This window comes from Streptomyces yongxingensis, assembly GCF_055597465.1.
On the sequence record NZ_CM145717.1, the window covers coordinates 190,335 to 211,876 of the forward strand.

The 21,542-nt window shown below is 69.2% G+C and carries 15 protein-coding genes and 6 pseudogenes; 8 read left to right on the forward strand and 13 right to left on the reverse strand.

Annotation, left to right across the window (positions count from 1 at the left end):
* Positions 1-157 precede the first annotated feature (157 nt).
* The gene (locus ACZ6TD_RS00765; RefSeq protein WP_471348977.1) at positions 158-346 is read right to left on the reverse strand and encodes a hypothetical protein; all 189 of its coding nucleotides are present in this window, start codon (positions 344-346) and stop codon (positions 158-160) included.
* A 124-nt stretch (positions 347-470) separates the two neighbouring features.
* Entirely contained in the window at positions 471-1,010 is a 540-nt protein-coding gene (locus ACZ6TD_RS00770; protein ID WP_471348980.1) for a YbhB/YbcL family Raf kinase inhibitor-like protein, read from the reverse strand.
* A 50-nt stretch (positions 1,011-1,060) separates the two neighbouring features.
* On the opposite strand from ACZ6TD_RS00770, the pseudogene ACZ6TD_RS00775 reads away from it, so the two are divergent.
* Positions 1,061-1,723, forward strand: a pseudogene (locus ACZ6TD_RS00775) (type 1 glutamine amidotransferase domain-containing protein); the annotation flags it as partial.
* 63 nt (positions 1,724-1,786) lie between these two features.
* Here ACZ6TD_RS00775 and ACZ6TD_RS00780 read toward each other — a convergent pair.
* The 3 genes from ACZ6TD_RS00780 to ACZ6TD_RS00790 all read right to left on the reverse strand — a co-directional run bounded on the left by ACZ6TD_RS00780 (position 1,787) and on the right by ACZ6TD_RS00790 (position 2,896).
* Positions 1,787-1,981, reverse strand: coding sequence for a hypothetical protein (locus ACZ6TD_RS00780; protein ID WP_471348983.1), 195 nt, complete (start codon positions 1,979-1,981; stop codon positions 1,787-1,789).
* 133 nt (positions 1,982-2,114) lie between these two features.
* Positions 2,115-2,462, reverse strand: coding sequence for a hypothetical protein (locus ACZ6TD_RS00785; protein WP_471348985.1), 348 nt, complete (start codon positions 2,460-2,462; stop codon positions 2,115-2,117).
* Between the two features lie 113 nt (positions 2,463-2,575).
* The gene (locus ACZ6TD_RS00790) at positions 2,576-2,896 is read right to left on the reverse strand and encodes a DUF6191 domain-containing protein (RefSeq protein ID WP_471348987.1); all 321 of its coding nucleotides are present in this window, start codon (positions 2,894-2,896) and stop codon (positions 2,576-2,578) included.
* Positions 2,897-3,604: 708 nt separating this feature from the next.
* On the opposite strand from ACZ6TD_RS00790, the gene ACZ6TD_RS00795 reads away from it, so the two are divergent.
* Positions 3,605-4,957 carry a hypothetical protein gene (locus tag ACZ6TD_RS00795; RefSeq protein ID WP_471358893.1) on the forward strand — a complete coding sequence of 451 codons (1,353 nt, stop codon included), beginning with the start codon at positions 3,605-3,607 and terminating at the stop codon, positions 4,955-4,957.
* An 84-nt stretch (positions 4,958-5,041) separates the two neighbouring features.
* Here the strand turns inward: ACZ6TD_RS00795 and ACZ6TD_RS00800 are convergent.
* The 3 genes and pseudogenes from ACZ6TD_RS00800 to ACZ6TD_RS00810 all read right to left on the reverse strand — a co-directional run.
* A pseudogene (locus tag ACZ6TD_RS00800) lies at positions 5,042-5,116 on the reverse strand (hypothetical protein); the annotation flags it as partial.
* Positions 5,117-5,342: 226 nt separating this feature from the next.
* A complete protein-coding gene (locus ACZ6TD_RS00805) occupies positions 5,343-6,050 on the reverse strand; it encodes a transposase (protein WP_471348989.1) in 708 nt (235 codons plus the stop codon).
* A gap of 147 nt (positions 6,051-6,197) precedes the next feature.
* Positions 6,198-6,380, reverse strand: a pseudogene (locus ACZ6TD_RS00810) (peptidoglycan bridge formation protein FemAB); the annotation flags it as partial.
* 243 nt (positions 6,381-6,623) lie between these two features.
* On the opposite strand from ACZ6TD_RS00810, the gene ACZ6TD_RS00815 reads away from it, so the two are divergent.
* A complete protein-coding gene (locus ACZ6TD_RS00815; protein WP_471348991.1) occupies positions 6,624-8,054 on the forward strand; it encodes a vanadium-dependent haloperoxidase in 1,431 nt (476 codons plus the stop codon).
* Between the two features lie 234 nt (positions 8,055-8,288).
* On the opposite strand, the pseudogene ACZ6TD_RS00820 reads toward ACZ6TD_RS00815, so the two are convergent.
* The 5 genes and pseudogenes from ACZ6TD_RS00820 to ACZ6TD_RS00840 form a co-directional block, all read right to left on the reverse strand.
* Positions 8,289-8,421: pseudogene (locus tag ACZ6TD_RS00820) on the reverse strand (RNA polymerase subunit sigma-24); the annotation flags it as partial.
* A 126-nt stretch (positions 8,422-8,547) separates the two neighbouring features.
* Positions 8,548-9,795 (reverse strand): cytochrome P450, encoded by a 1,248-nt coding sequence (locus ACZ6TD_RS00825; RefSeq protein WP_471348993.1) that lies wholly within the window; start codon positions 9,793-9,795, stop codon positions 8,548-8,550.
* Entirely contained in the window at positions 9,788-11,068 is a 1,281-nt protein-coding gene (locus ACZ6TD_RS00830; protein ID WP_471348994.1) for a condensation domain-containing protein, read from the reverse strand. Before ACZ6TD_RS00830 ends, ACZ6TD_RS00825 begins: the two co-directional genes overlap by 8 nt.
* Complete coding sequence (locus tag ACZ6TD_RS00835) at positions 11,065-16,089, reverse strand: amino acid adenylation domain-containing protein (RefSeq protein ID WP_471348996.1); 5,025 nt, start codon at positions 16,087-16,089, stop codon at positions 11,065-11,067. The genes ACZ6TD_RS00830 and ACZ6TD_RS00835 overlap by 4 nt, the downstream gene beginning before the upstream one ends.
* A gap of 442 nt (positions 16,090-16,531) precedes the next feature.
* Positions 16,532-17,377 carry a 4Fe-4S domain-containing protein gene (locus ACZ6TD_RS00840; protein WP_471348998.1) on the reverse strand — a complete coding sequence of 282 codons (846 nt, stop codon included), beginning with the start codon at positions 17,375-17,377 and terminating at the stop codon, positions 16,532-16,534.
* 154 nt (positions 17,378-17,531) lie between these two features.
* Between ACZ6TD_RS00840 and ACZ6TD_RS00845 the strand changes: the two genes are divergently transcribed.
* The 5 genes and pseudogenes from ACZ6TD_RS00845 to ACZ6TD_RS00865 all read left to right on the forward strand — a co-directional run bounded on the left by ACZ6TD_RS00845 (position 17,532) and on the right by ACZ6TD_RS00865 (position 21,519).
* Entirely contained in the window at positions 17,532-18,134 is a 603-nt protein-coding gene (locus tag ACZ6TD_RS00845) for a TetR/AcrR family transcriptional regulator (protein ID WP_471349002.1), read from the forward strand.
* Between the two features lie 270 nt (positions 18,135-18,404).
* Positions 18,405-18,921, forward strand: a pseudogene (locus ACZ6TD_RS00850) (IS630 family transposase); the annotation flags it as partial.
* 67 nt (positions 18,922-18,988) lie between these two features.
* Positions 18,989-20,073, forward strand: a protein-coding gene (locus tag ACZ6TD_RS00855; protein WP_471349005.1) for an IS630 family transposase whose coding sequence is annotated in 2 segments (ribosomal slippage) — positions 18,989-19,508 and positions 19,508-20,073 — 1,086 coding nt in all. Because the reading frame shifts where the segments join, the coding sequence is not laid out codon by codon here.
* Between the two features lie 169 nt (positions 20,074-20,242).
* Positions 20,243-20,968 (forward strand): dienelactone hydrolase family protein, encoded by a 726-nt coding sequence (locus ACZ6TD_RS00860; protein ID WP_471349008.1) that lies wholly within the window; start codon positions 20,243-20,245, stop codon positions 20,966-20,968.
* Positions 20,969-21,199: 231 nt separating this feature from the next.
* Positions 21,200-21,519: pseudogene (locus ACZ6TD_RS00865) on the forward strand (RacP protein).
* Positions 21,520-21,542 lie beyond the last annotated feature (23 nt).

A 21,542-nucleotide genomic window follows, 5' to 3' on the forward strand; every position in this document is an offset into this window, starting at 1 on the left:
TGAGAACTGCGGCCAGCGCGATCGCCTCATAGCGCAAGCTGCTCGTCGATCGTGTCGACCGCTTCAGGCGGGCGAGGTTGTCGGCGGCGCAGCGCACTGGCCAGTGCCCGGCTGCGGCGGCCGCCTCCGTTCACGGCGCTTGATCCACCGAAGAAGATCAAGGCGCCAGGCGCCACTTCCATGAAATTCGCAACAGCGCGACACCGCTCCGCTCGGCGCGTGCGAAGACGGCGTCCAGCTCACTCGTCATCGTCGAATCCACGAGATTGACGGGAGGGTTGTCGAACGTCACGCGCCAGTGAGCGGGCGAGTGCTCGGTCAGCGCGAACCGCGTCGATGAGTCCATGCGCCCGACGCTAATATCTGACGGCCCATCGGCAACCTGGCCGCGTCCGACCGAGCTGAGAGTCCCCGCGCCCAGGAACCGGCACCCCGCCCGCTTGACCGATGTGAACCCCAGGGCACCCGCGTCAGGCCGGAATACCGAAGACCGGTGTGAGCGTGGCTCGCGCCAGGGCGTGGGCCACGAGCCGGAAGCCGAGCCAGGCGGGCGTCGCGTCGGTGGAGACGTCGAGCGTGGGGACGTCCAGCGCGTGAACGACGAAGAGATAACGGTGCGGGGCTTCTCCCGGCTCCGGCGCGGCGCCGAGGTAGCCGTGCCGGCCCGCGTCGTTGGCCAGCGTCTTGGCGCCGGTGGGCAGGTGTTGGCCACCGGCGTCACCCGCGCCGGCGGGCAGCTCGGTCACCGAGGCGGGGATGTCGCAGACAGCCCAGTGCCAGAAGCCGCTGACCGTCAGCGCGTCCGGGTCGTAGCACGTGACCGCGAAGCTCCGCGTCCCGGCCGGATGGCCGTCCCAGGCCAGGTGTGGGGAGCGGTCCTGGCCCGGCCGGCCGAACAGGGTGCTGCGCTGGGCGACGGCCAGGGTCTCACCGTCGGCGATATCGGTGCTGCGGAGTGCGAACCCCGGCACTGGAGGAAGCGCGCGGTAGGGGTCGTAGCGCTCGGTCATTGTTCGATCCTTCGGGCTCGTGGACACCTGGGTGATCGTGAGGCGAGCCTGGTACGCCGTACTGGACACTCAAGGACGGCACCCGGTACGCGACCGGCTACTGGGCCGAAGAGTTCGCCGCCCCCTACAAAGCCCTCACCGAGGCGGGCCACGAGATGACCGTCGCCACCCCCGGCGGGGCCGTTCCGACGGTGGACATGATGAGCCTGCGACCCGATATGGCGGGCAGTGCGCAGATCGCGCTCGACCTGGAGGCGATCATCCGCTCCGCGGAGGTGATGCGGCGCCCGATCCACCTCGCGGACGCCCGACTGGACGACTACGACGCCGTCTACTTCCCCGGCGGCCACGGGCCCATGGAAGACCTGAGCGTCGACGCCGACGCCGGCCGCCTGCTGACGGCGGCCCTGTCCTCCGGCAAACCCCTCGCCATCGTCTGCCACGCCCCGGCGGCGATGCTGGCGACCCGGATCCACGGGAAATCGCCCTTCGCCGGCTACCGGGTCACCGGCTTCACCAACGAGGAAGAGGAGGCGGTCGGCCTCGCCAAGAGGGCCCGCTGGACGCTGGAGACCGAGCTCATCGAACTCGGCGTCGACTTCACCAAGGGCGAGAAGTGGAAGCCCTACGCGGTAGTCGACCGCAACCTGTACACCGGACAGAACCCCGCATCGGCAGCCCACCTGGCCGAACGCCTGCTCAAGGTCCTCTAAGAGGGCGTTTATGCAGGTCAGGACCCGTATGTGACGCTCGTCCCTGCCCTGCTCTGAAGGCTTTCATCCCATAGATGGTGAATGACCTTCTCCAGGGCCAGGTGCGGACGGCAGGACATGCAGGGTGCGCACGTTCGCGCCCGGCACCTTCGCGTTGGCGGTCGCGATCAGCTTCGGTGCGCTCCAGCGCAGCTTGGTGCCGTAGGCCGGGGCGTCGGGGACGACGTCCAGGCAGCCGGTGTCCGTACCGAACTTCACCGCCCGGGCGTGGCCAGTGAGTTCGGGCGCGACCTTGCGTGTATATATGGACGGCTCGGTGCCGCCCGACTGGGCAGGCGCCCGCACCCGCCCTTCAGGAGGACTGTCCCCGGCCGCTCACTCTCCCGGAAGTTCAACCAGAGACAGCAGACCGCCGAGGCACCGCAAAGAGGGCGAGGAGCGCGGCAGTGGCCGTGGCGCTGACGAAGTCGTCAGCCACGTGGTTACCGATGATCAACCATGCCGCGGCCCCGACCAGGACGAGCAGATGGTTGCCCCGCTCACCCAGCAGCCGCATCCCCACCCACAACAGAACCGGCATCGGCAGGAAGCTCGTGATCAACGCTAGAAGGCTTTCGAACCACCCGGCGCCCATCGCGTGCCCACTGGCCTCGGCTACGTCGTCCGCCCACTCCAGCAGGGAGGCCCACACCCAGTAGCAGACGATGGCCGCCGCGGCCGACACGAGCGTGCCCTTCACTCCGCGGGATGTTCTGCTCTTCGCCACCTCGTCACCGTTTCACGAAACAGTGACGGGGATCTGAGTACGGGTACTCAGCTTGTTCTTTAAGGTCTGACGTTGATGGGGGCCTGTTACTGATCGGCCCGAGGGACCCGGACGACCGCAGTCCCTGCCTCCAGGTCTACCTCTGTTCGGTTCGGTGGCGCCCCATCTTCCTCGTCATCCCTCATGAGAAGTGCTGACTGCCGCTCCTTGAGTTCGTTCTGCTTCCCGGGTGAAAAGCTCGCGTGGAGCTGCTCAAACCCGGTCGCCGATATCTGACCTTGCCGGACACTGTTCCGCCAGGGCAGCAGTCCGGCCCGTCCGGCACGGAGAAGCAGTTGATCTGCGAAGGCCACGACTGTCAGCAGGATGACCAGTCCGGGCAAGGTCATGAAGACGGCAAATTCCATGCCATCAGTATGCGGAGCGGGGGTGACGACGTTCAGCCCTTCAACCGTTGCAGAGCGATGAGTGTCTTCTCGCGGCGGACGGTTTTGCCTACGTCGTAGCAGGGTGCCCGTCGACCGCGCCTCCGCCTCGGCACACTGTCAGCACTTATACGACGCAGATCGCCGACCACCTGATGATGGCCTGTCGCACCATCCGGGCCGCGCTCCGGTGAGCCGGAGCACGGGGTCGCGCCTCTGGTCGAGCTGCTGGTCGCGGCTCACACCGCCAGTGACGGCGACGGGGGCCGGGAGCTCTCCGCCACCTTGTATGAGCGGATCGAGGAGAGCCTGGCCAGCCTCACCCGCAGCGGTGAGCCGGTCACCATCACCCTCGACGATCGTTCTGTGCCCACTTCGAACACGCTGGCCGCCGAGAGCGGCGTCGAGGTCAGCGATGAGCCGGAGACCACCGGGACCTCACCGGCCTCCACAGAGCAGGACACGGACCCGGCGAAGAGCCGGTCCCGCTGCCGCGTGAAAGGCTCCGGCTGGCACCCGACAACCAACACTGCGGCCTCGCGCCCGGTGCCAGCCATGGCGACAGCACTCGGACGAGAACCCTGGAGGTCCCAGTGCCAGCCTCTCCAGCGGCGCGCGTCCACACCCCACGGATCGGTACCGTCACCTTCAGACTTATGCGGTGACCGCACGGTCACGCAGTGTCGCGCCTTGGGCGGCGTCGACAACCGTGGCGAGGAGTGGCGCAAGAAGGCTTTCGCGGCCGCGCTTCCCGTCCTCCTGCAACGCGCAGCCGACCCGGCGCTGCGCCGGCGCGTCCTGGAACAGGCCGACGACAAGCAGGTCGCCGACCTCGCCGACCAGGGCGTGGTCACGGCCGCTGACCTGCCCGTGATCCTGCATACCCACCGCCCGACACCGGACCTGATCATCGGCCTGGCCCGGCATCCCGGCCAGGTCGACGACGCGATCAGCTTGCTTCCGCACCTGCACAGCACCGAACTCGAGCGGGTCGTCGACGACTGGAACCCCAACCGCTACCACGTCGACCCCGAGCCGTTCCCGCCCATGCCCCCGGCCCTCTTCGACGCGGTGCTGGATCACGCCGAACTGGAGGCACACCGCACCCGCATGACGGCCTCGGCCGGCGACTATCTCTCCCGCGGCACGCAGGACGCCCCTGCCGAACCGCCGGAACCTGCGCCGGCACTCGGCCCCGATCTGCTGCGGGCCTGTCTGCCCGCCCTGTGTCTGCCGGAGATGGCCGGCCCGCCCAAGCCGAGTGTGAGCGCCCGCCACCGGCTCCACCGCATGGCCGAACGGGTCCGCTGCAACCCCAGCGTCATGGACGTCGCGGCCGAGCAACTGCACGCGGCCGCCGACGAATGCGTGCGCCGCGGCCGCCTGCTCACCCCGCCCCGCACGCCGAGGAACGAACACCGCAACACCATCACCACCGTGGCCGAGGACCTGGCCCAGCTCAGCGCCAACCCCAACCACCTGGCCAAGGCATGCGCCCTGCTCACCACACTGGAACAGCCAACCGTCGTCTCCGCACCGCCCAGCCCCCGACTGTCCCGCATCACCGAAGGCACCGATCTACTCAGCCCGGTCCGCCTCCTGGAGCGCAACTCCCAGCACCGCCGGATCGCCGCGCTGCTCGACCTCGCCGGCAACCCGCACACCCCGCGCACCGCGGTCACCGAAACACTCCCCGCACTGCACCCGCTCGAACCCTCCTGGATCGGACACCAGAGCCACGCCCCCGACTGGCTGCACACAGCCGCGGCCGCCCTCGCCCCGGCCGACGACACCGAGACCGTGCTGCACCTCGATCAGGGCCCGGGTGCCCTCCGTATCGCCGTGAGCTTTGACGGCTGCCGCCCACCACGCGTCGTGGACCGGGGTGAACTTGCCTGCGGAGCGGGCCTGTTCCAGCGCGGTGGCGCCGGGGAAGGCGCCCGGCTTGCGGATCAGAGCTTCGAGGTAGTGGTCCAGCTCCAGGCGGCAGCCGCCCTTCGCGATAGCCGCTCGTGCCGGGCCACTTCCACGTTCCTGTCGTAAACCACCAGGTGAGATGCAGTGCAGTAGCACCCTGATCCGCTTGCCGATCAGCCGCACCGGCACCGAGTAGCGGTTGGTGCGGACCACGATCTGGCTGTAGCGGTCGACGCGCGGCGTGAACACCCGCCCGGTCTCGAACGGCTCCTCGGGCAGCGGCATCAGCAGCGGCCGCTCGACCTCGAAGTACTCGTCGATCGTCCGCGGTCTGGACCCGATCCGGCGCCGTCCGTCGTGCCGGTCCCACTGCTCGACCAGCTCGTTCAGCTCCGCCAGGGAGTCGACCTCCGGCACCGGGGTGAAGTGGTTGCGGCGAAAGTAACCGATCTGCCCCTCGACTCCGCCCTTCTCATGTGCGCCTTCGATGCCGGGCTGGCAGTAGAAGCTCTCAATGGCGAAGTGCGACCTGAAGGGCGATCCACCGGCCGCTCTCCACCCTCGCCCGGCTCAGCCCCAGCACCTGGGCGACAGCAGCCTTCAAGTTGTCGTAGCGGACCTTGCTCCGAGGGACGCCGCCCAACGTCCGCAGCGCGTGCACGTGCCCTTCGAAGAAGGCTTCCTGGCCGCAAGAGGCAAAAACGCGGTGCACGGCCTTGCCCGAGTACGACAACCGGAAGGAGAACAGGTAGCAGGTGACCAGTTCGCCGGCGAGCCGCACGCTCACGTCGCCGAAGTCGACCTCGGCCTCCATGCCGGGTGGGTGGGTCTGCGGGACGAACGCCTCAATGGGGGCCTTGCCCGACTCCACCAGGATCTGCGGCTTCCGGTCCGCGACGCAGCGGCGGACCATCGGGTACGACACAGCGGCGCCGTGCTCTTCGACCAGACGGTGGAAGAGTCTAGTGACCGTGTGCCGCTGCTTGCGCGGTGCGTCAAGGTCCGCCCGCAGGATCCCGTCGATCACCTCCTTGTACGGATCCAAGGCCGACGGCCTCGGCGGTAGCTTCTTCCTCGGCTCCGGCCAGACCGAGTCCACCGCCTTGCGGACTGTCCGCCACGACACGTTGTACTTGCGCTCGATCTCCCTCATCGCCATGCCGTCGCGGTGGTCGCGCCGGATCGCGGCGTACAGCTCGACCTTCGACATCTGCGGCATGACCAGGGCCTTTCACAAGGAGCACCTCGATGCTGCCGTGGCAAGAACCCCAGTGACGTCAAAACTCGTGAACATCACCCGACCGTGGAACCAGGCGACTCCCAAAACCCGTGTACAACCGCCGTCGCTACTCGTGAACAAAACCAGCCGCAGCAGCACCAGTCCCACTCCGACGAGGCGGCCGCTCTCGTCGAACCAGCCCAAGCTCTCCGCCTGCCAGTCCGGCTTCACCTTCCCCCACGAGGGAACCTGCAGATGGCTCACGGAGGCACCCGATCGGACGAAGGCCACATGCTCATCACGGCTGATCGCTTTCAGGCATAAGTTCATGCGCTGCGCTCCTCTCCTCGGAGCGCACAAGCCTACTGAGGTCTGTGGCACGTCCAGGGATCGTCGAACGCCGATCGCATTCCCGGCTTGGCCCAAGGGCGGCGGGGTTTTCGGGCATGCGCATGCCCGGTATGAGCCATTCCGTGCGGTACGGCCTGTGGACCGGGTGCGGGGCGCGGGATGCTCTCGCCGCCGCCCCGGACCGGGTGGCTTCCCCAGCGTTCGTCACGAGGAGTCCGTGCGATGCCTCTGCCTCATGGAATGATCCGCCGCCGGAGGGCGGCGTGGCGAAAGGTTCTGTCCACCGCGGCCGTTCTCGCCGCCGCCGGGAGTGTCCTGTCGGTCGCTCCCCAGCCCGCTTACGCCGCTCTTCCCCCGCGCCCCATCGCTGATCCCGTGCACTACTGGAACGACGTGTTGTTGCAGGTCATCAGACGCGAGGGCGGAGGCCCGGGTCCGATGGCGCGTTCGGCCGCGATGCTGAACGCCGCGATCTACGACGCGGAGAGCTCCTACCAGCTGAGATGGAAGGGAAAGATCACCTCTGAGGTCTATATCCACGCCGAGAAGTACGCGGGCATCCTTGAAGGACCCGACGAGGAAGAACGGGTGATCGGCCGCACCGCGTACAACATCCTGCTCAAGCTGTACGGCAAGAACCAGACCCAATTCCTCGACGCCAAGTTCCGGGAGCGGTTCGGCACCGAGCCCACCGAGTTCGACATCCTCGACGTCACCGTCGTCAACAAGATGGTGACGCAGATGATGGACGCCAGAAACGGTGACGGCTCGGACGACGACCGTGTCTACGCGGGCACGTTCGAGCCGGGAGCATGGCGGCCGACCAGTTACCCCGACATGCCGGACCCCTCCTGCGCACAGCACAGTCAGGCCGTGACACCGTACTGGGGCCTGGTCAAGCCGTTCGCGCTCACCTCCGGATCGCAGTTCCGTCCCGACACCCCCGGCCTCTACGGCACCTACGAGAAACTCCTGGCCAGCGATGCGTACAAGGCCCAAGTCGAGGCGGCGCGTTCGGCGGGAGCGGACAAGCCGACGGCGAGGACGCCCGTCGTCAACCGCACCGCGACCCAGGAGGCCGCAGCCTGGTTCTGGGCCAATGACCTGGACGGCACCTACAAGCCTCCGGGGCAGCTGCTGCAGGCGACCCGGGACATCGCGACGGTTCGCGGCCTGAACACCTACCAGAACGCACGGCTGTTCGCTCTGGTCTCGATCGCGTTGGCGGACGCGGGAATCGCCGTGCGTGATGTGAAATACCTGACGCCCATCGATCTGTGGCGCCCGGTGTCGGCGATCCGCGAGGGCGGACTGGACCCCGAGTGGAAGCCGCTGCTGAAGAACCAGAAGGGTGTGAACGTCACCCCATGCTTCCCGGCCTGGGCGTCGGGACATGCCACGTTCGGGGCGGCTTGGGCGGGCATCATGCGGCGGTACTTCGACAATGACACCATCGCGTTCGACATGACCACCGACGAGCCGCAGTCTCCGGTGAAGAAGCGACACTTCGAGAGTTTCAGCTCAGCGGCCCGCGAGGACGCCTACAGCCGGGTCTGGCTGGGGGTCCACTTCCCGTGGGATGCCGAGGACGGGACAAAGCTCGGCGACCAGGTCGCCGGCTATGTATTCACCACCAAGCTGCGTCGGCTCTGAAGAACACGCCGATGGCATGCCTCGAACCTCCGACGGCCTGCCACGGGGGCGGCCCGCCGACACCCCTGGCAGGCCGCCCCCGAGAACTCCTGACGGAATGGTCTGCGAGGTGCTCGGACGCAACCGCACCCACGGCCGCAGCTTCTCCGGGTTGCGGACCGCCCGGATCCGGGTGACGCGCCCGTCGGAGACGTCGAACGAGGCCACGGTCCCGGTCGCCGTCACCGGAGCGCGCGCGACGCTCACCCGCCGCCGGGCGGAGGCCGCCAGCTGCTTGCAGGCCGCGGGGATCCGGCCGAGAACGTCGGCGATCTCGGCGAACCGGTCACCGGAAGACGCCGTGCAGGACGAACGCCGTCCAGCTCGCCCTCCTCGCCCACGACGCTCGCCCACGGTCCTGCCCCGGGACGGCGGACCGTGGCCCCCACGATCACTCCCGTTGGGACACCGGCTGCGCGGGAGCACCCGATTCGAGCGAGGAGGCCGACGACCGCTAGTCTTGGTGCAGGCCTTCGACCAGGGCGGATGACAGCCGAGGGGCTGGGCCCCATGTCACCGGCAAGGCGTGTGCACCGACGAGGTTTTCGTCGAACTTGAACGGTACTTCGGCGATATCCACGGCGAGCCGCAGATCGGGCAGGCGGCGGAACAGGGTGGTGTAGGCGACGTCCAGTTCGATGCCGGCCAAGGCGTGCCCTGTGCAGTGGTGCATCCCCAGTCCGAGCGCGAGATGCCGTCGCGACGGGGTGCGGAGCAGGTCGAGGCGGCCGGGGTCGGGGAAGACGGTCTCGTCGCGGTTCGCGGAGTCGATCTGGATGAGGACGCCCTCTCCTCGGCGGATGAGTGTGCCGCCGATCTCGATGTCGTCCGTGGCGGCGCGCTGCCGCGCGTTGTGCGACACGGTGATGTAGCGCAGGAGTTCCTGGATCGCCGCCGTGTGCACGGGCTCGTCGTCGGTGCCGGTCAGCACCTCGATCTGCTCGGGGTGGCGCAGCAGTGCGACCACCCCCATCACGATCATGTACGCGGTCGGGCCGTGGCCCGTGAAGAACAGGCCCTGGAAGTCGGCCGCCGCGTCCTCCTCGGACAGTTCACCGGTCGCCACGTGGGCACGTACGATCCGGCCCATGAGCCCGTCGCCCGGATCGGCGACCAGGGCGCGGAAGTACGCGGTCATCTCGGACAGCGCCGAGGTGACCTGCTCGGCGGGCGCCGTGCGGGAGCCGAGGACGCGGCTGAGTTCGTGCAAGCGGTCGCGGCCGGCGAGCGGGACGCCGAGGAACTCGCAGATCACCTTGATGGCGAAGGGCAGTGCGAACCCCTCGACCAGGTCGGCCGGACGCGGTCCGGCGAGCAGGGCGTCGATCTCCCGGTCCGCCGTGCGCTGGAGATACGGTCGCAGCTCCGCCATCCGGTGCGGGGTGAACTCTTTGGCCATGATCGCCCGGGCTGCCGCGTACCGCTCTTCGGGGCGGGAGGGGAAGAAGACCGGTTCCTGGCTGCGTAACCGTGACGACGGCGACGTGTGAGGGAAGCCGGGCGAGGTGACGTCCATGGTGAACCGCCGGTCGACCAGCGCGTGGCGGGCGTCGTCGTAACGGGTGATCAGCCACGGCGTGCTGCCGTCCCACGCCCGTACGCGCGGGAGCGTCGCGGAGGCGCGCAGCTCGTGACACTCGGGCGGCGGGTCGAGTGGGTGCTCCGGATCCCTGGCCAGCGGGTAGGTGGGAAGCTCAGCCACGGAAGGTTCCTCCAGATGGTGGGACGAGCGCGCGCAGCGCGGACACGCGTGTCGCCGGCCGGGCGACGACCGCACGCAGGACGGCCTGGTAGGCCTTGAGCAGTGAATCGATCTGGCGCTCGTGGTAGCGGGCGGTGTCGTACTCCGCCCAGACCGTACAGGCACCGTCGGGGGTGTCATCGACGCGGACGGTCAGTGCGAACTTGGCCGTGTCGTGTACCGGGACCTCGGCGACCTCGCAGCCGTCCAGGTGGAGCGTGCCCGTGCTGCCCGGCGGGTGGTGTGCGAAGACCGCCTGCACCAAGGGCATGTGAGTGGGGTCGTCCCCGAGCGCGGCCGTCATCTCGTCGAGCGGCAGGTCGCGGTGCTGGTAGGTGGCCGCCGTCGCCTCGGCCACACGCGCCAGCAATGCACCGAATCCCGGGTCTTCGGTGAGGTCCACCGGCAGCACCGTGAGGGTGGCGAAGAAGCCGAGGACACCGGCCACTTCGGGGTGGTCGCGGCCCGCGACCGCGAGGCCCAGCAGCACGCGGTCCTGGCCGGTGCGCCGGGTCAGAGCGATCGCACACGCCGCCGCGAGCACCGTGAACGCGGTGTGGCCGTGTGCGGCGGCCAGGTCGCGGATCGCGCGCACCAGAACGGTGCCCAGCGCCACGGCCCGGCGTCTGCCCCGGCTCGGTTCACCGGTGGCACCGGCCCCCGCGTCCAGCGGCCTCCCGTAACCGTCGAGAGCGCCGCGCCACCAGCGCACCAGTTCGCTGGTGCGCTCCCGGCTCAGCTGCCTGGTCTGCCATGCCGCCCAGTCGACGTACTGGACGGCGAGCTCGGGCAGGGCGGCCGACTCGCCGCGCAGCGCGGCGCCGTAGCAGGCGGCGAGGTCGGTGAAGAACACCCCCAACGACCAGCCGTCGGCCGCCAGCAGATGCACTAAGAACGTGACCTCGTACCGGTTGGGGCCCATCGGGCGGACGTAAACACGTAACAGGGGCCCGCGGGCCAGGTCGAAGGCGCTCGGCCGCGGCGGTCCGGAGACGACCCGGACCGCCGTCGGCATGTCAGGACGGATCTGTTGTACGGGCCCGTCGAGGTAGACGGTTCGCAGCGGTTCGTGCCGTCGTACGAGCGCCTCGACCGCGGTGCGCAGCGCTGCCACGCCCAGGGGGCCGGTCACCACGAACGTGCGCAGGGTGCTCTGCCGGTGCCCGCTGGGGTCTTGTGTGTGCCGCATCCAGACCGCCCGTTGCGCGGCCGACAGCGGGAAGGAGGTGCTCACCGCGGGATCCTGGTGATCTTCTCGGCCTCGGCGGGCGACGACTCCAGCGCGGCGGCGAGCCCGGCCGCGGTCGGCTGGGCGAGCACCAGGCCGAGCCCGACCATGCGGCCGGTCGTGGCGGCGATGCGGGACGCGAGCCGCATCGCCTGCAACGAGTGCATGCCGAGCTCGAATACGTTGTCGTGCACGCCCGGCCGGACGCCCAGCACGTCGGTGGCCAGGTCCACGATCAGGGTCTCCAGCGCGGTCCGCGGGGCGGCCGGTTCGACCGACTGTGGCGGCGGCGTTCCCAGCGCGGACACGTCGACCTTCCCGCCGACGGCGACCGGGAACCGCTCATGCGGCACGATCACGCTCGGCACCAGGTGGCCGGGGACCTCTGCGGCGAGCGCGCGGCGGACGGCGGTGCCCGTCTCCTCGCTCACCACGTGCGCCACAATTCTGTCCGCGGGGAGGTCCGCCACGACCACCGCGTCACGTACGGTGGGCAGCGCGAGGAGTGCCGCGCGCACCTCGGCGGGCTCCACCCGGAATCCGCGAATCTTGACCTGGCCGTCGGCACGGCCGGTGAAGTCGAGCACCCCGCCGTCGAGCCAGCGGCCCCGGTCGCCGGTGCGGTAGAGCGTTCCCTTCCCGAAGGGGTTCGGCACGAACCCGGGCTCCGGCCGCGCATAGCCACGCGCCACCACCGGGCCGCCGACGCAGATCTCTCCCACCACTCCGGGGGGTACCAACCGCAGATGCTCGTCGAGGACATATACCGAGGTGTTCGGCAACGGGCGCCCGATCGGCACACCCGGCTGGTCGGACGGGCGCCACTCGTCCATCGGCATCCCGGTGACGATCACCGTGGTTTCCGTCGGTCCATACGCGTTGCAGACGGACGTGATCCCCCTGGCGCGTAATGCCCTGAGCGCCTCCGGCGAGATCACGTCACCGGCGACCACCAGGCTCCGCAGCCCGCGGACGGCCTCCGGCGCCTCGGCGGCCAGTTCGTGGAACACCGCCGTGGACAGTGCGGCATGGCTCACCGCGGGCTCGTCCAGCTCGCGCGCCACGTCGGCCACATGCCAGGGGGACGGCAGGAACCGCACGGTCGCGCCGGCCACGAGCGGGCCCCACACCTCCAGTACGGACACGTCGAACGCGGGGCTGGTGACCGCGAGGAGGGTGTCGCCGGGGGCGAGGCCGGTGACACCGTCGTCGTGCAGGCGTGCCGCGACCGAGCGGTGCTCGACCACGACGCCCTTGGGCCGGCCGGTACTGCCCGAGGTGTACATGACGTAGCAGGCGTCGGTGCCGGCGCCTGCGGGCAGGTCGCCACCGGTGTCGGAAACGTCCTCCAGCACCACGGCGATCGCGCCTTCGGGCACATCGGCGGCGAGCGCGGCGGTCGTCAGAACCGCCCTCGCCCCACAGTCGGCCATCAGAGCGCCCAGCCGGGCCGGCGGGTGCTCCGGATCGGAGGGCAGATACGCGGCGCCGGACTTCATCACGGCCAGTTGCGCCACGGCGACCTCCGGCGAGCGCCCCATGCGCACCGCCACCACATCGTCGGCGCCGAGCCCGCACGCTCGCAGATACCGGGCCACCCGATCGGACCCTGCCCCCAGTTCGGCAAAGGTCAGCGGACGAGGGCCCGCGACGGCGATCGCGTCCGGGGTGGTCCGCACCCAGCGGGCGACCAGATCCGGCACCCACCAGGAGGGCGGCTCGGCATACCTGCCCCGTCCCCATGCGAGCAGTTGCGCACGGGTCCGGTCGTCCACCAGCGAAAGCCGTGACACCGGGGTTCCGGGCGCGTCCGCGATCGACCGGAGCAGCGTTTCGAACGCTGTCAGCAGATGCGCGCAAAAGAAGTCGTCGAACAGGTCGGTGTCGAACTCCCAGGCCAGCGTGATGCCCTGCAGCGCGGAGCGCGAGCTGGGCATCACCGGTGTGGCCGATCGCGGGATCGCGATCAGGTCGCCGGCGTGCCGTGAGATATGACCGGCCTCGGCGTATCGCGGCACCGCGACGACGGAGATGTCGAACTTGGCCGAGCCGTTGCCCACACCCTCGACGATGGTGACGCCCAGCGGCGTCGGCCGCAGCGGTCCCAGAGGCGAGTCGTGGAAGTTGAACATCGCCTGCACCAGCGGGCGCGCCCCGTGGCCGTGTCCGGCCGGCGACTCCGCGAAGATCAGGTCGTAGGGCAGTTCCTGGTGTGTGTACACGGCCGACGACCGCTCGTGGATCCGCCGCAGGAACTCGGTGAACGTCGGATCCCCCTCGAACCTCCCCCGGAACACCACCGTGTTGACGAACATGCCGAGTACGTCCTCGGTCTGTTGCCATCGCCGGTTCGCCACCGCGGACCCGACCAGCAGGTCGTGGGATCCCGTGCTGTGGTGCAGCAATACGAAGAACGCGGCCAGCAGGGTCGTGAACAGGGAGACGTTTTCGCGTTCGGCGAGATCCTTGAGGCGATGGGTCAACTCGCCGTCGATCTCGAGTCGCGGGGCGCGGCCCCGGAAGCCGGTGGCGCGTGCCCCACTGCGGCGCGGCAGCCGCAGCACGGTCTCGGCACCCGTCAATTCCTCGCGCCAGAACGTCCGTTGTGCGGCAGCTTCCTCGGTCTCCAGCCACTCCCGTTGCCAGCGCGCGTAGTCGTAGTAGCCAATCGGCGGCGCCGGTCGGCTGATTCTGCCGTGTGCGAGGTGTTCGGAGTAACCGTCCAGCAGCTCGCGCACGAACACATGGAACGACCAGCCGTCGTGCACCAGGTGGTGTTCCACGCAGACGAAGACGTGCTCCTCGGCGCCGAGCCGCACCAGTGCCCAACGGTACGGCGGCTCGTGTGCCAGGGCGAACGGCGCGCCCAGCAGTTCGCGCACCACCGTGCCGAGGGCCTGGCCCTGGTCCTCGGAGCCGCTCAGGTCGCGGACCTCCAGCGCGACTGGTCCTGGTGCTTCGACCACGCAGGCGAGCTCGCCGTCGACTTCGAAGAACCGGCTGCGCAGCACGTCGTGCGCCCGGACGATCTCGGTGAGGCTCGCCTCCAGCGATTCCAGGGACAGCTCCCCGGCGAGCCGGAACACCGACTGTGAATGGTAGGCACGGGCGTCCGGGTTCAGCCCGTGCATCAGCCACACGCGTCGCTGCCCGGACGAGGGCTCGGGCGCCGCGCCCGGCCGGGGCCCGCGATCGGGGGCATCGCCGCCGATTCCGGCCGCGATCCCAGCCGCCGTGCCACAGGCCAGCACCGTGCGCAGCGGGACCTCGACCCCCAGGCGTGCCCGCAGCCGGGCCACGAGCTGCGTGGCGAAGAGCGAGTTGCCTCCGAGCTCGAACAGGTTGTCGTGCACCCCGACCCGTTCGGCGCCGAGCAGTTCCGCCGCGACGCGGACCACCTCGGCCTCGGTCCGGTCCCGCGGCGCGTCCGCCGCACGCGTCGCCCGACCCGGCTGGGGCAGGGCGGCCCGGTCCACCTTGCCGCTGATGGCGAGCGGCCAGTGGTCGACCACGACCACCTGGTCGGGCACCAGGTACGCGGGCAGCGTGCGCGCCAGCGACGCCCTCAGCTCGGTGGGCTCGACGTCGGTGTCGGCGATCACGTATCCGAGCAGCCGTGGCTCACCCCGCCGGTCGACCACTGCCAGCGCGTCGCGCACACCGGGTAACGCCGCGAGCGCGCCCTCCACCTGGCCGAGCTCGATCCGCGCCCCACGCACCTTCACCTGGTCGTCCACGCGTCCGAGGAACTCGATCGTCCCGTCGGCCAGCACACGTCCCAGATCGCCGCTGCGGTAGAGTCTGCCGCCCGCCGGGTCCGGGATGAACCGTTCGGCGGTCAGCCCCGGCTGCCCCAGATAGCCGCGGGCCACGCCGACTCCGCCGATGCAGATTTCGCCCACCGTGCCCGGCGGAGCCGGGTTTCCTTCCTCGTCCAGGATGACGACGTGGTAGCCCGCTATCGGGCGCCCGATCGGCACCCGGGTCTTCTCCGCACCGACCGAGGTGTGCAGTGTGGCGCAGATCGTGGTCTCGGTGGGGCCATAGCCATTCACGAAACGGTGGTGCGCACCCCACTGGCGGGCGGTCTCCGGCAGGCACACATCACCGATGCTCATCAGCACGTCCAGGTCGGGGTACCGGCCCGGCCGCAAGGTGCGCAGCACCGCCGCCGGCAGCACCGCGTGGGTGATGCGCCGACCGGTCAGCACGTCCGCGAGCGGATCGCCGGATAACTGTGCGCCGCCCAGCAGCTCCAGCCGCGCGCCGTTCGACAGCGCCATCAGGACGTCGAACAGGGCCGCGTCGAAAGCCGGGTGCGCGAACTGCAGCACGCGTGAGCGCGCCGGAATTCCGCCAAGGTACTCGCGCTGCGCCTGCACCAGGTTCACCAGGCTGCCGTGCTCGATCATGACCAGCTTCGGTGTGCCGGTCGACCCGGAGGTGGCGACGACATACGCCAGGTCCCCGGGCCTGGTCTGGTCCCCGGGCATGATCCGGGTCTCGACCGGTCCGGCGTCCTCGGACCCATCGTCCACATGCGGAAAGCCGGGGATCGGGGCGCCGACCACCAGCGCCACTCCTGCCTGTCGGGCAACGCTGGTGAGCCACTCCTCCGGATGTGACGGCGACAGCGGCAGATACGCGGCGCCGGCCCGCCACACGGCGAGCAGCGCCACCACGAACGCCGCACCTCGGTCGAAAACGAGTGCGACGATTTCGCCCCTCGTGATGCCGCGGCGCACGAGGGCGGCCGCGAGGGCGTTCACCCGCGCGCCGAGTTCTCCGTAACCGACCTCTGCCACACCGTCGGACAGCGCGGTCCGGGACGGATCGGCGGAACACCTCTCCGCGATCGCCGCGCCCACAGAACACCATGGCGCCCGAGCCGCTGGAATCTCATCGGCCCGCGGATCCCGGGTGGCGAGTGGGCGACCGGTGGCCCACGGTGAGAGCCTGCGCAAGCCGGCGAGGAGGGAGCCGTACTCGGTACCGGTGGACAGCCGGGAGAGTTCACATTCGGTCACGTGACCGAGTGTAGAGCTGAGGCGCCGGGTGGGTACGCCTGACGCTGAGCGCGACGAAGGGGCAGCTCGGAGGGGTTTCCCTGCATCCGGCGTGTTCGGTCTCGCTCTGTGCCACGGCCCGCAGAGAAGCGGATGTTCGGTCGATGTGCTGGGCCGGAAGACGGGACGCGGCGTCAGCGTCCCGCGCGACGAGCGCGTCCACCAGAGCCAGGTTTTTGAAGGGTTTTTCGAAGGCTCTGCGGGGGCGCCGGAAGCCTCACCCGGCGATCTTCAAAAAACGAGGTTTCTTGAAGATCGCCACGCGAGTGGGACTGTGCCGATCGGTGTGGTCGCCGCCGGGATTGGCGTCGTCCGGCAATGCGGGGACCGTCCGACCGTCCCCACCTCCCGCTGCAGGTGCAGGGGTTCGCGTCAGCGCTGCGAACCTGTGTAGTGGGGCGTGCTACTCGTCCGCCAGGTCGCGCCGCAGGCGGGCGACCAGCGCCCGCAGCCGCCGGCGCATGTCGCCCGGTTCGAGCGTCGGACTCATCGTGCCGTGGGTGGGAACGACCCGTGCGAAATTGAAGCCGTCGAGCCGCTGGAGTGAGTCGACCTGGGTGGGCCAGGAGTACCAGCACACAGACGGTTCTGCGTTGAGGTCATGACGGTAGGGGTCCCAGCCGAGCGAGTCGCCGGTGAACAGGGTGCCGTCGTCATTCAGGTACATGAGGTGTCCCTCGGTGTGCCCGGGTGTGGGGATCGCCAGCACGCCGGCGGCGACCTCGCAGGTCTCGGCACTCGTCAGAATCCGGTCTGCGAATGGGGCGGCGTCAGCGTCGGCGGCATGGATGGCCACTTCAGCGCCGAACGCATCGGCGTAGCGCTCGGCGTCGCCGACGTCGTCGCGGTGCGTCAGCAAGATCGCCGCGATCCCGCCGAGCGACTCCATCCAGGCGTGTAGCGACTGGGTGAAGCGCGGCGCGTCGACGAGGAGGTTGCCCGCGGCGCGCTGCACGAGGAAGGCGTTGCCGCCTGCGGTCTTGGGCGAGTTCGAGCCCGTCCGCCAAGTGGCGGGTGCGATCTCCAGGGGGTGGTGTCGCCGCCACGTCACGCCGGATTCGGTGCCGATCGACCGGGACGGGCACACCTCGGCGGCGAGCTGTGCCTGCAGGACCTCGTCTTCGGTGGTTGGCTGGCGGGTCATGACGAAGTGCTCACCGTCGGTTGCCAGCCCGAACAGCGTCGGCGCGAGCGAGACCGAACCCCCGCAGCCGATACAGCGGTCGTCGACGAACCAGTCTCCGGCCACGCTCTCAGGGTGGCGTCGGTCTCTGCGAGCCATCGTCGTACCTCCTCTGAGCAAAAGATCACCAGGGGAATAAACGTATCACCGGATGGAACATTGATGTTCCATTAATGATCAGCAATGTCCATCATCGGGGCCCGGTAGTACAGTGACCGGCATGAAGGAGCCTGGGCCCGAGGCCGCGGGAGCACGAACACGCAGTCGTACACGCCGCGCCATCCTCAGCGCGGCCGCCTCCGTGCTCGGCCGCGACTATCACGCGACTCTGGCGGATATCGCAGACGCCGCCGGTGTCGGCCGCACGACACTGCACCGCTACTTCTCCGACCGCACCGGGCTCATCAGCGCAGCCATCGAGGACTCCATCGCGGCGATCGACGAGTCGGTGGCCGGCGCGGCCATCGACCAGGGCTCCCCCATCGAGGCGATGCGCAGGCTGGTCACCGCGATGGTGGCGGTCGGCGACCGGCTGGTATTCCTGTTCGGCGATCCGCGCGTTCTGGAAAGCCGCGGCGCAGCAGACACACCGGAGCCTCTCGATGACCCGGTGATCACTCTCATCAAGCGCGGGCAAGCCGAAGGCGCCTTCGACCCGGACGTCACTCCCGCCTGGATCCAACGTGTGCTCTGGTCGCTGGTGTACACCGGGTACCAAGACGCCGATGCCTGCGGGCTGCCGAGGCACGGCATCGTCTCCGCTGTCATCCGCACGCTCGAAAACGGCATCCATACGCCCAACCCGGAAAACCGCCAGGCATGAGCCGCGAACTCAGCCAACCAACTGATCAGAACGATGGGTGCCCCACGTCCGAAGAGGCCGAGAGCGGTCCGCGCGGCGAGCCCAGGTGCAGTCCTCGTCAGCCTTCGTCGTCCGCGTCGTCCTCGAAGGCGTCCGGATCGCGGAAGGGGCGCAGGCCCTGACCGGGGCCGCTGGCCTTGATGTTGAACAGGTAGCGCCCCAGAAGGTTGATGTGCCCGTCCTTGAGCGGGGAGAGGCGGGCGACGTCTTCGTCCTTGAGGTTGCGGCCCCTTCAAGCTCTCGAAGGATCCGCAGTTCATCGAGAAGGTCCGCGATGTGTTCGGTCTGTATCTCGCCCCGCCCGAGCATGCGCTGGTGCTGTGTGTGGACGAGAAGACGCAGATCCAGGCGCTGGACCGGTCGGCTCCGGTGCTGCCGATGATGCCGGGCATCCCAGGGCGCCGTACGCACGACTACGTGCGCGGCGGCGTCACCACGCTGTTCGCCGCGCTGAACGCCGCCACCGGCGAGGTGATCGGCCAGATCCACCGCCGACACCGGGGCCGTGGAGTTCAAGAAGTTCCTCGTCCGCATCGGCAAGGAGGTACCCGCCGACCTGGACGTGCACCTGATCTGCGGCGACAACGCCTCCACGCACAAGACCCCGGCCATCCAGCGATGGCTGACCGCGCACCCCCGCTTCCATGTGCACTTCACGCATACCAGCTCCTCCTGGCTCAACCAGGTCGAGCTGTGGTTCGCACTGCTGACGGACAAACAGATACGGCGAGGCGTCCACAGGAACGTCTACTGACCTTTGCGGCGTGATGTCGTTGGGGGCTGACGATGTGTGATCGTCGCGGTATGCCGGTTGTATGAGGTATCCGCAGGGTGGTGGGCTGACGCCTGAACGGCAGGCGTTTCGCGAGCGGACCCGGCTGGAGGCCGCGGAACGATTCGCTGCCGGTGCCTCCAACGCCGAGGTCGCCAAGGACTTACGGGTGGGTGTGCGCTCGGTGCAGCGCTGGCGCCGGGCCTGGCACGACGCCGGCACCGAGGGGCTGCGGTCTGCCGGGCCCGTCTCACGGCCCAAGCTGAGTGAGGCCCTGTTCACCGTGCTCGAGCAGGAGCTCGCCAAGGGGCCGGTCGCGCACGGCTGGCCGGACCAGACATGGACACTGACACGCATCAAGACGCTCATCGGGCGCCGGTTCCACAAGAACATGACACTGTCGGCGATCGCGCAGATGCTGCACCGGCACGGCTTCAGCCACCAAGTCCCGACCCGGCGCGCTCTGGAGCGTGATGAGGAGGCCGTGGCCGGCTGGGTGAAGGAGACCTGGCCGCAGGTGGAAGGTCCGTGGCGGCGCTCGATGCCTGGCTGTGCTTCGAAGATGAGGCCGGCTTCTCGATGACGCCGCCCACCGCACGGACCTGGGCCCGGCGCGGACGCACACCCGTCATCCCGGTCCGGGGACGCTCCCAGCGCCGCTTCTCCGTCGCTGCCCTGGCCTGCTACAAGCCGGGTGAACGCTCACGGCTGATCTACCGGCCCAAGCGGCATGTCGATCACAAGCGGGGCGGCAGACGCAGTTCCACCTGGACCGACTACCGCGACCTGCTCATCGCCGCACACCAGCAACTCGGCGCACCCCTTGTGCTCGTGTGGGACAACCTCAACGTCCACAAAGATCGCCGACTGCGGGAGTTCATCGACACCCACGACTGGATCACCTGCTACTTCCTGCCGGCCTACGCACCCGACCTCAACCCCGTCGAGGGCATCTGGTCCCTGCTGCGACGCAGCAGCCAGACCAACACCGCATTCACCGATCCCGACCACCTCATCAGCACGCTCCGACACGGTCTCCGCCAGATCCAGTACCGCAGCAACCTCATCGACGGATGTCTCGCAGGAACCGGACTCACCATGACGACATCACGCCAACAAAGTCAGTAATTCCCGTTCCGATACTCCCCGAGGGCCTGATCCGACAGTGCCGCCGTGGGAACGGGGGTTGTGACGGTTCTTGTGAGCCCTCGCCGTATTTCAGAGGGACACCCGCGCTGTTCTGCCGGCGGCAGAACACCGGCCGGACCGGGCTTGACGATCACTACAGTCCAGTCTCATGACGACGATTTCGACGCGTACGGTGGAGTACCCGGCCGACGGTTTGACGATGATTGGGCACCTCGCGCTCCCGGCCGGCGTCGACCGCGGGCCCGCGGTGCTGCTCGGACCGGAGGGCCCGGGGCTCAGTGACGTCGAGCGCGGCCGGGCCGATGCGCTCGCCGAGCTGGGATACGTGGCGCTGGCCTTCGACCTTCACGGCGGGCGCTATTTGAGCGACCCCGAGGAGATGCTGGCCCGTTGCATGCCGCTGCTCGCCGACCACGACCGGATGCGGGGCATCGGCCACGCGGCGCTCGACGTGTTGCGCACCGAACCGCGGACCGACCCCGACCGGATCGCCGCCGTCGGCTACGGCACCGGGGGCGCCATCGGGCTGGAACTCGGGCGTGATGGCGCCAGCCTGCGCGCGATCGGGACAGTCAACGCACTGACCACGGGCCGACCGGGCGAGACGGCGCGCATCCGCTGCCCAGTGTGGGCCGGGGTCGGGTCGGAAGACCCGATCATGCCGCCCGCGCAACGGGACGCGTTCGCCGCCGAGATGCAGGCCGCAGGCGTCGACTGGCGCCTCGTGGTCTACGGCGGCGCCTTGCACGCCTTCCACCACCCGCCGGTCGACCACCCCGCAGTCCCCGGCGTCGGCTACCACCCACGGCACGCGCAGCGAGCCTGGCGCGACGTCGTCGACCTGCTCGCCGAGTGCCTGCCCCTAACGGAGTGATCTGGTCGGCAACCGCGATTCCGAGCCATGAACGGAATTCAGGAACAAGTACTCACCTCCGCTCGCGCGGAGAGCACGAATTCCCGGGGGTGGAGATTCGCGCGAATTCAGGCTCACCTCCTTCTCCGCGCGAGCGGAGGTGAGCCGGCCCGCAGGCCGCCCACGGTCAGCGCGAAGGGGTGCTCTGATGTGTGAGGACTCAGGAGAACTGCAACGTTCTGTCGTCGCCACATCCTTGACGTCCGCGCCAGCGAACTCTCCCCCAGCCAGGTTCGGACCGCATTGGCCTGCCTGCGCGACATCATCGCCGCCAACGGCTGGCCGCCGCTGATCTGGACAAGGGCCAGCGGCTACCAGCTCGGCGCCGACCGGGCCGCGCTGGAGGCATACGAGCGGGCCATCCTTGCCGAGAAGCTCACCGAGTTCCGGCGGTTCATCACCGGCACGGTCGCCCCGCATGCTGCGGCCCCTCCGCGCGACAAGTGGGTCAGCACATCGTCGCTCAGCTCAACTCCATCGAATCCACCTTCGACCTCATCGCCACAGCCTGAGCTCAAGGATGGCAGGGGAAGAT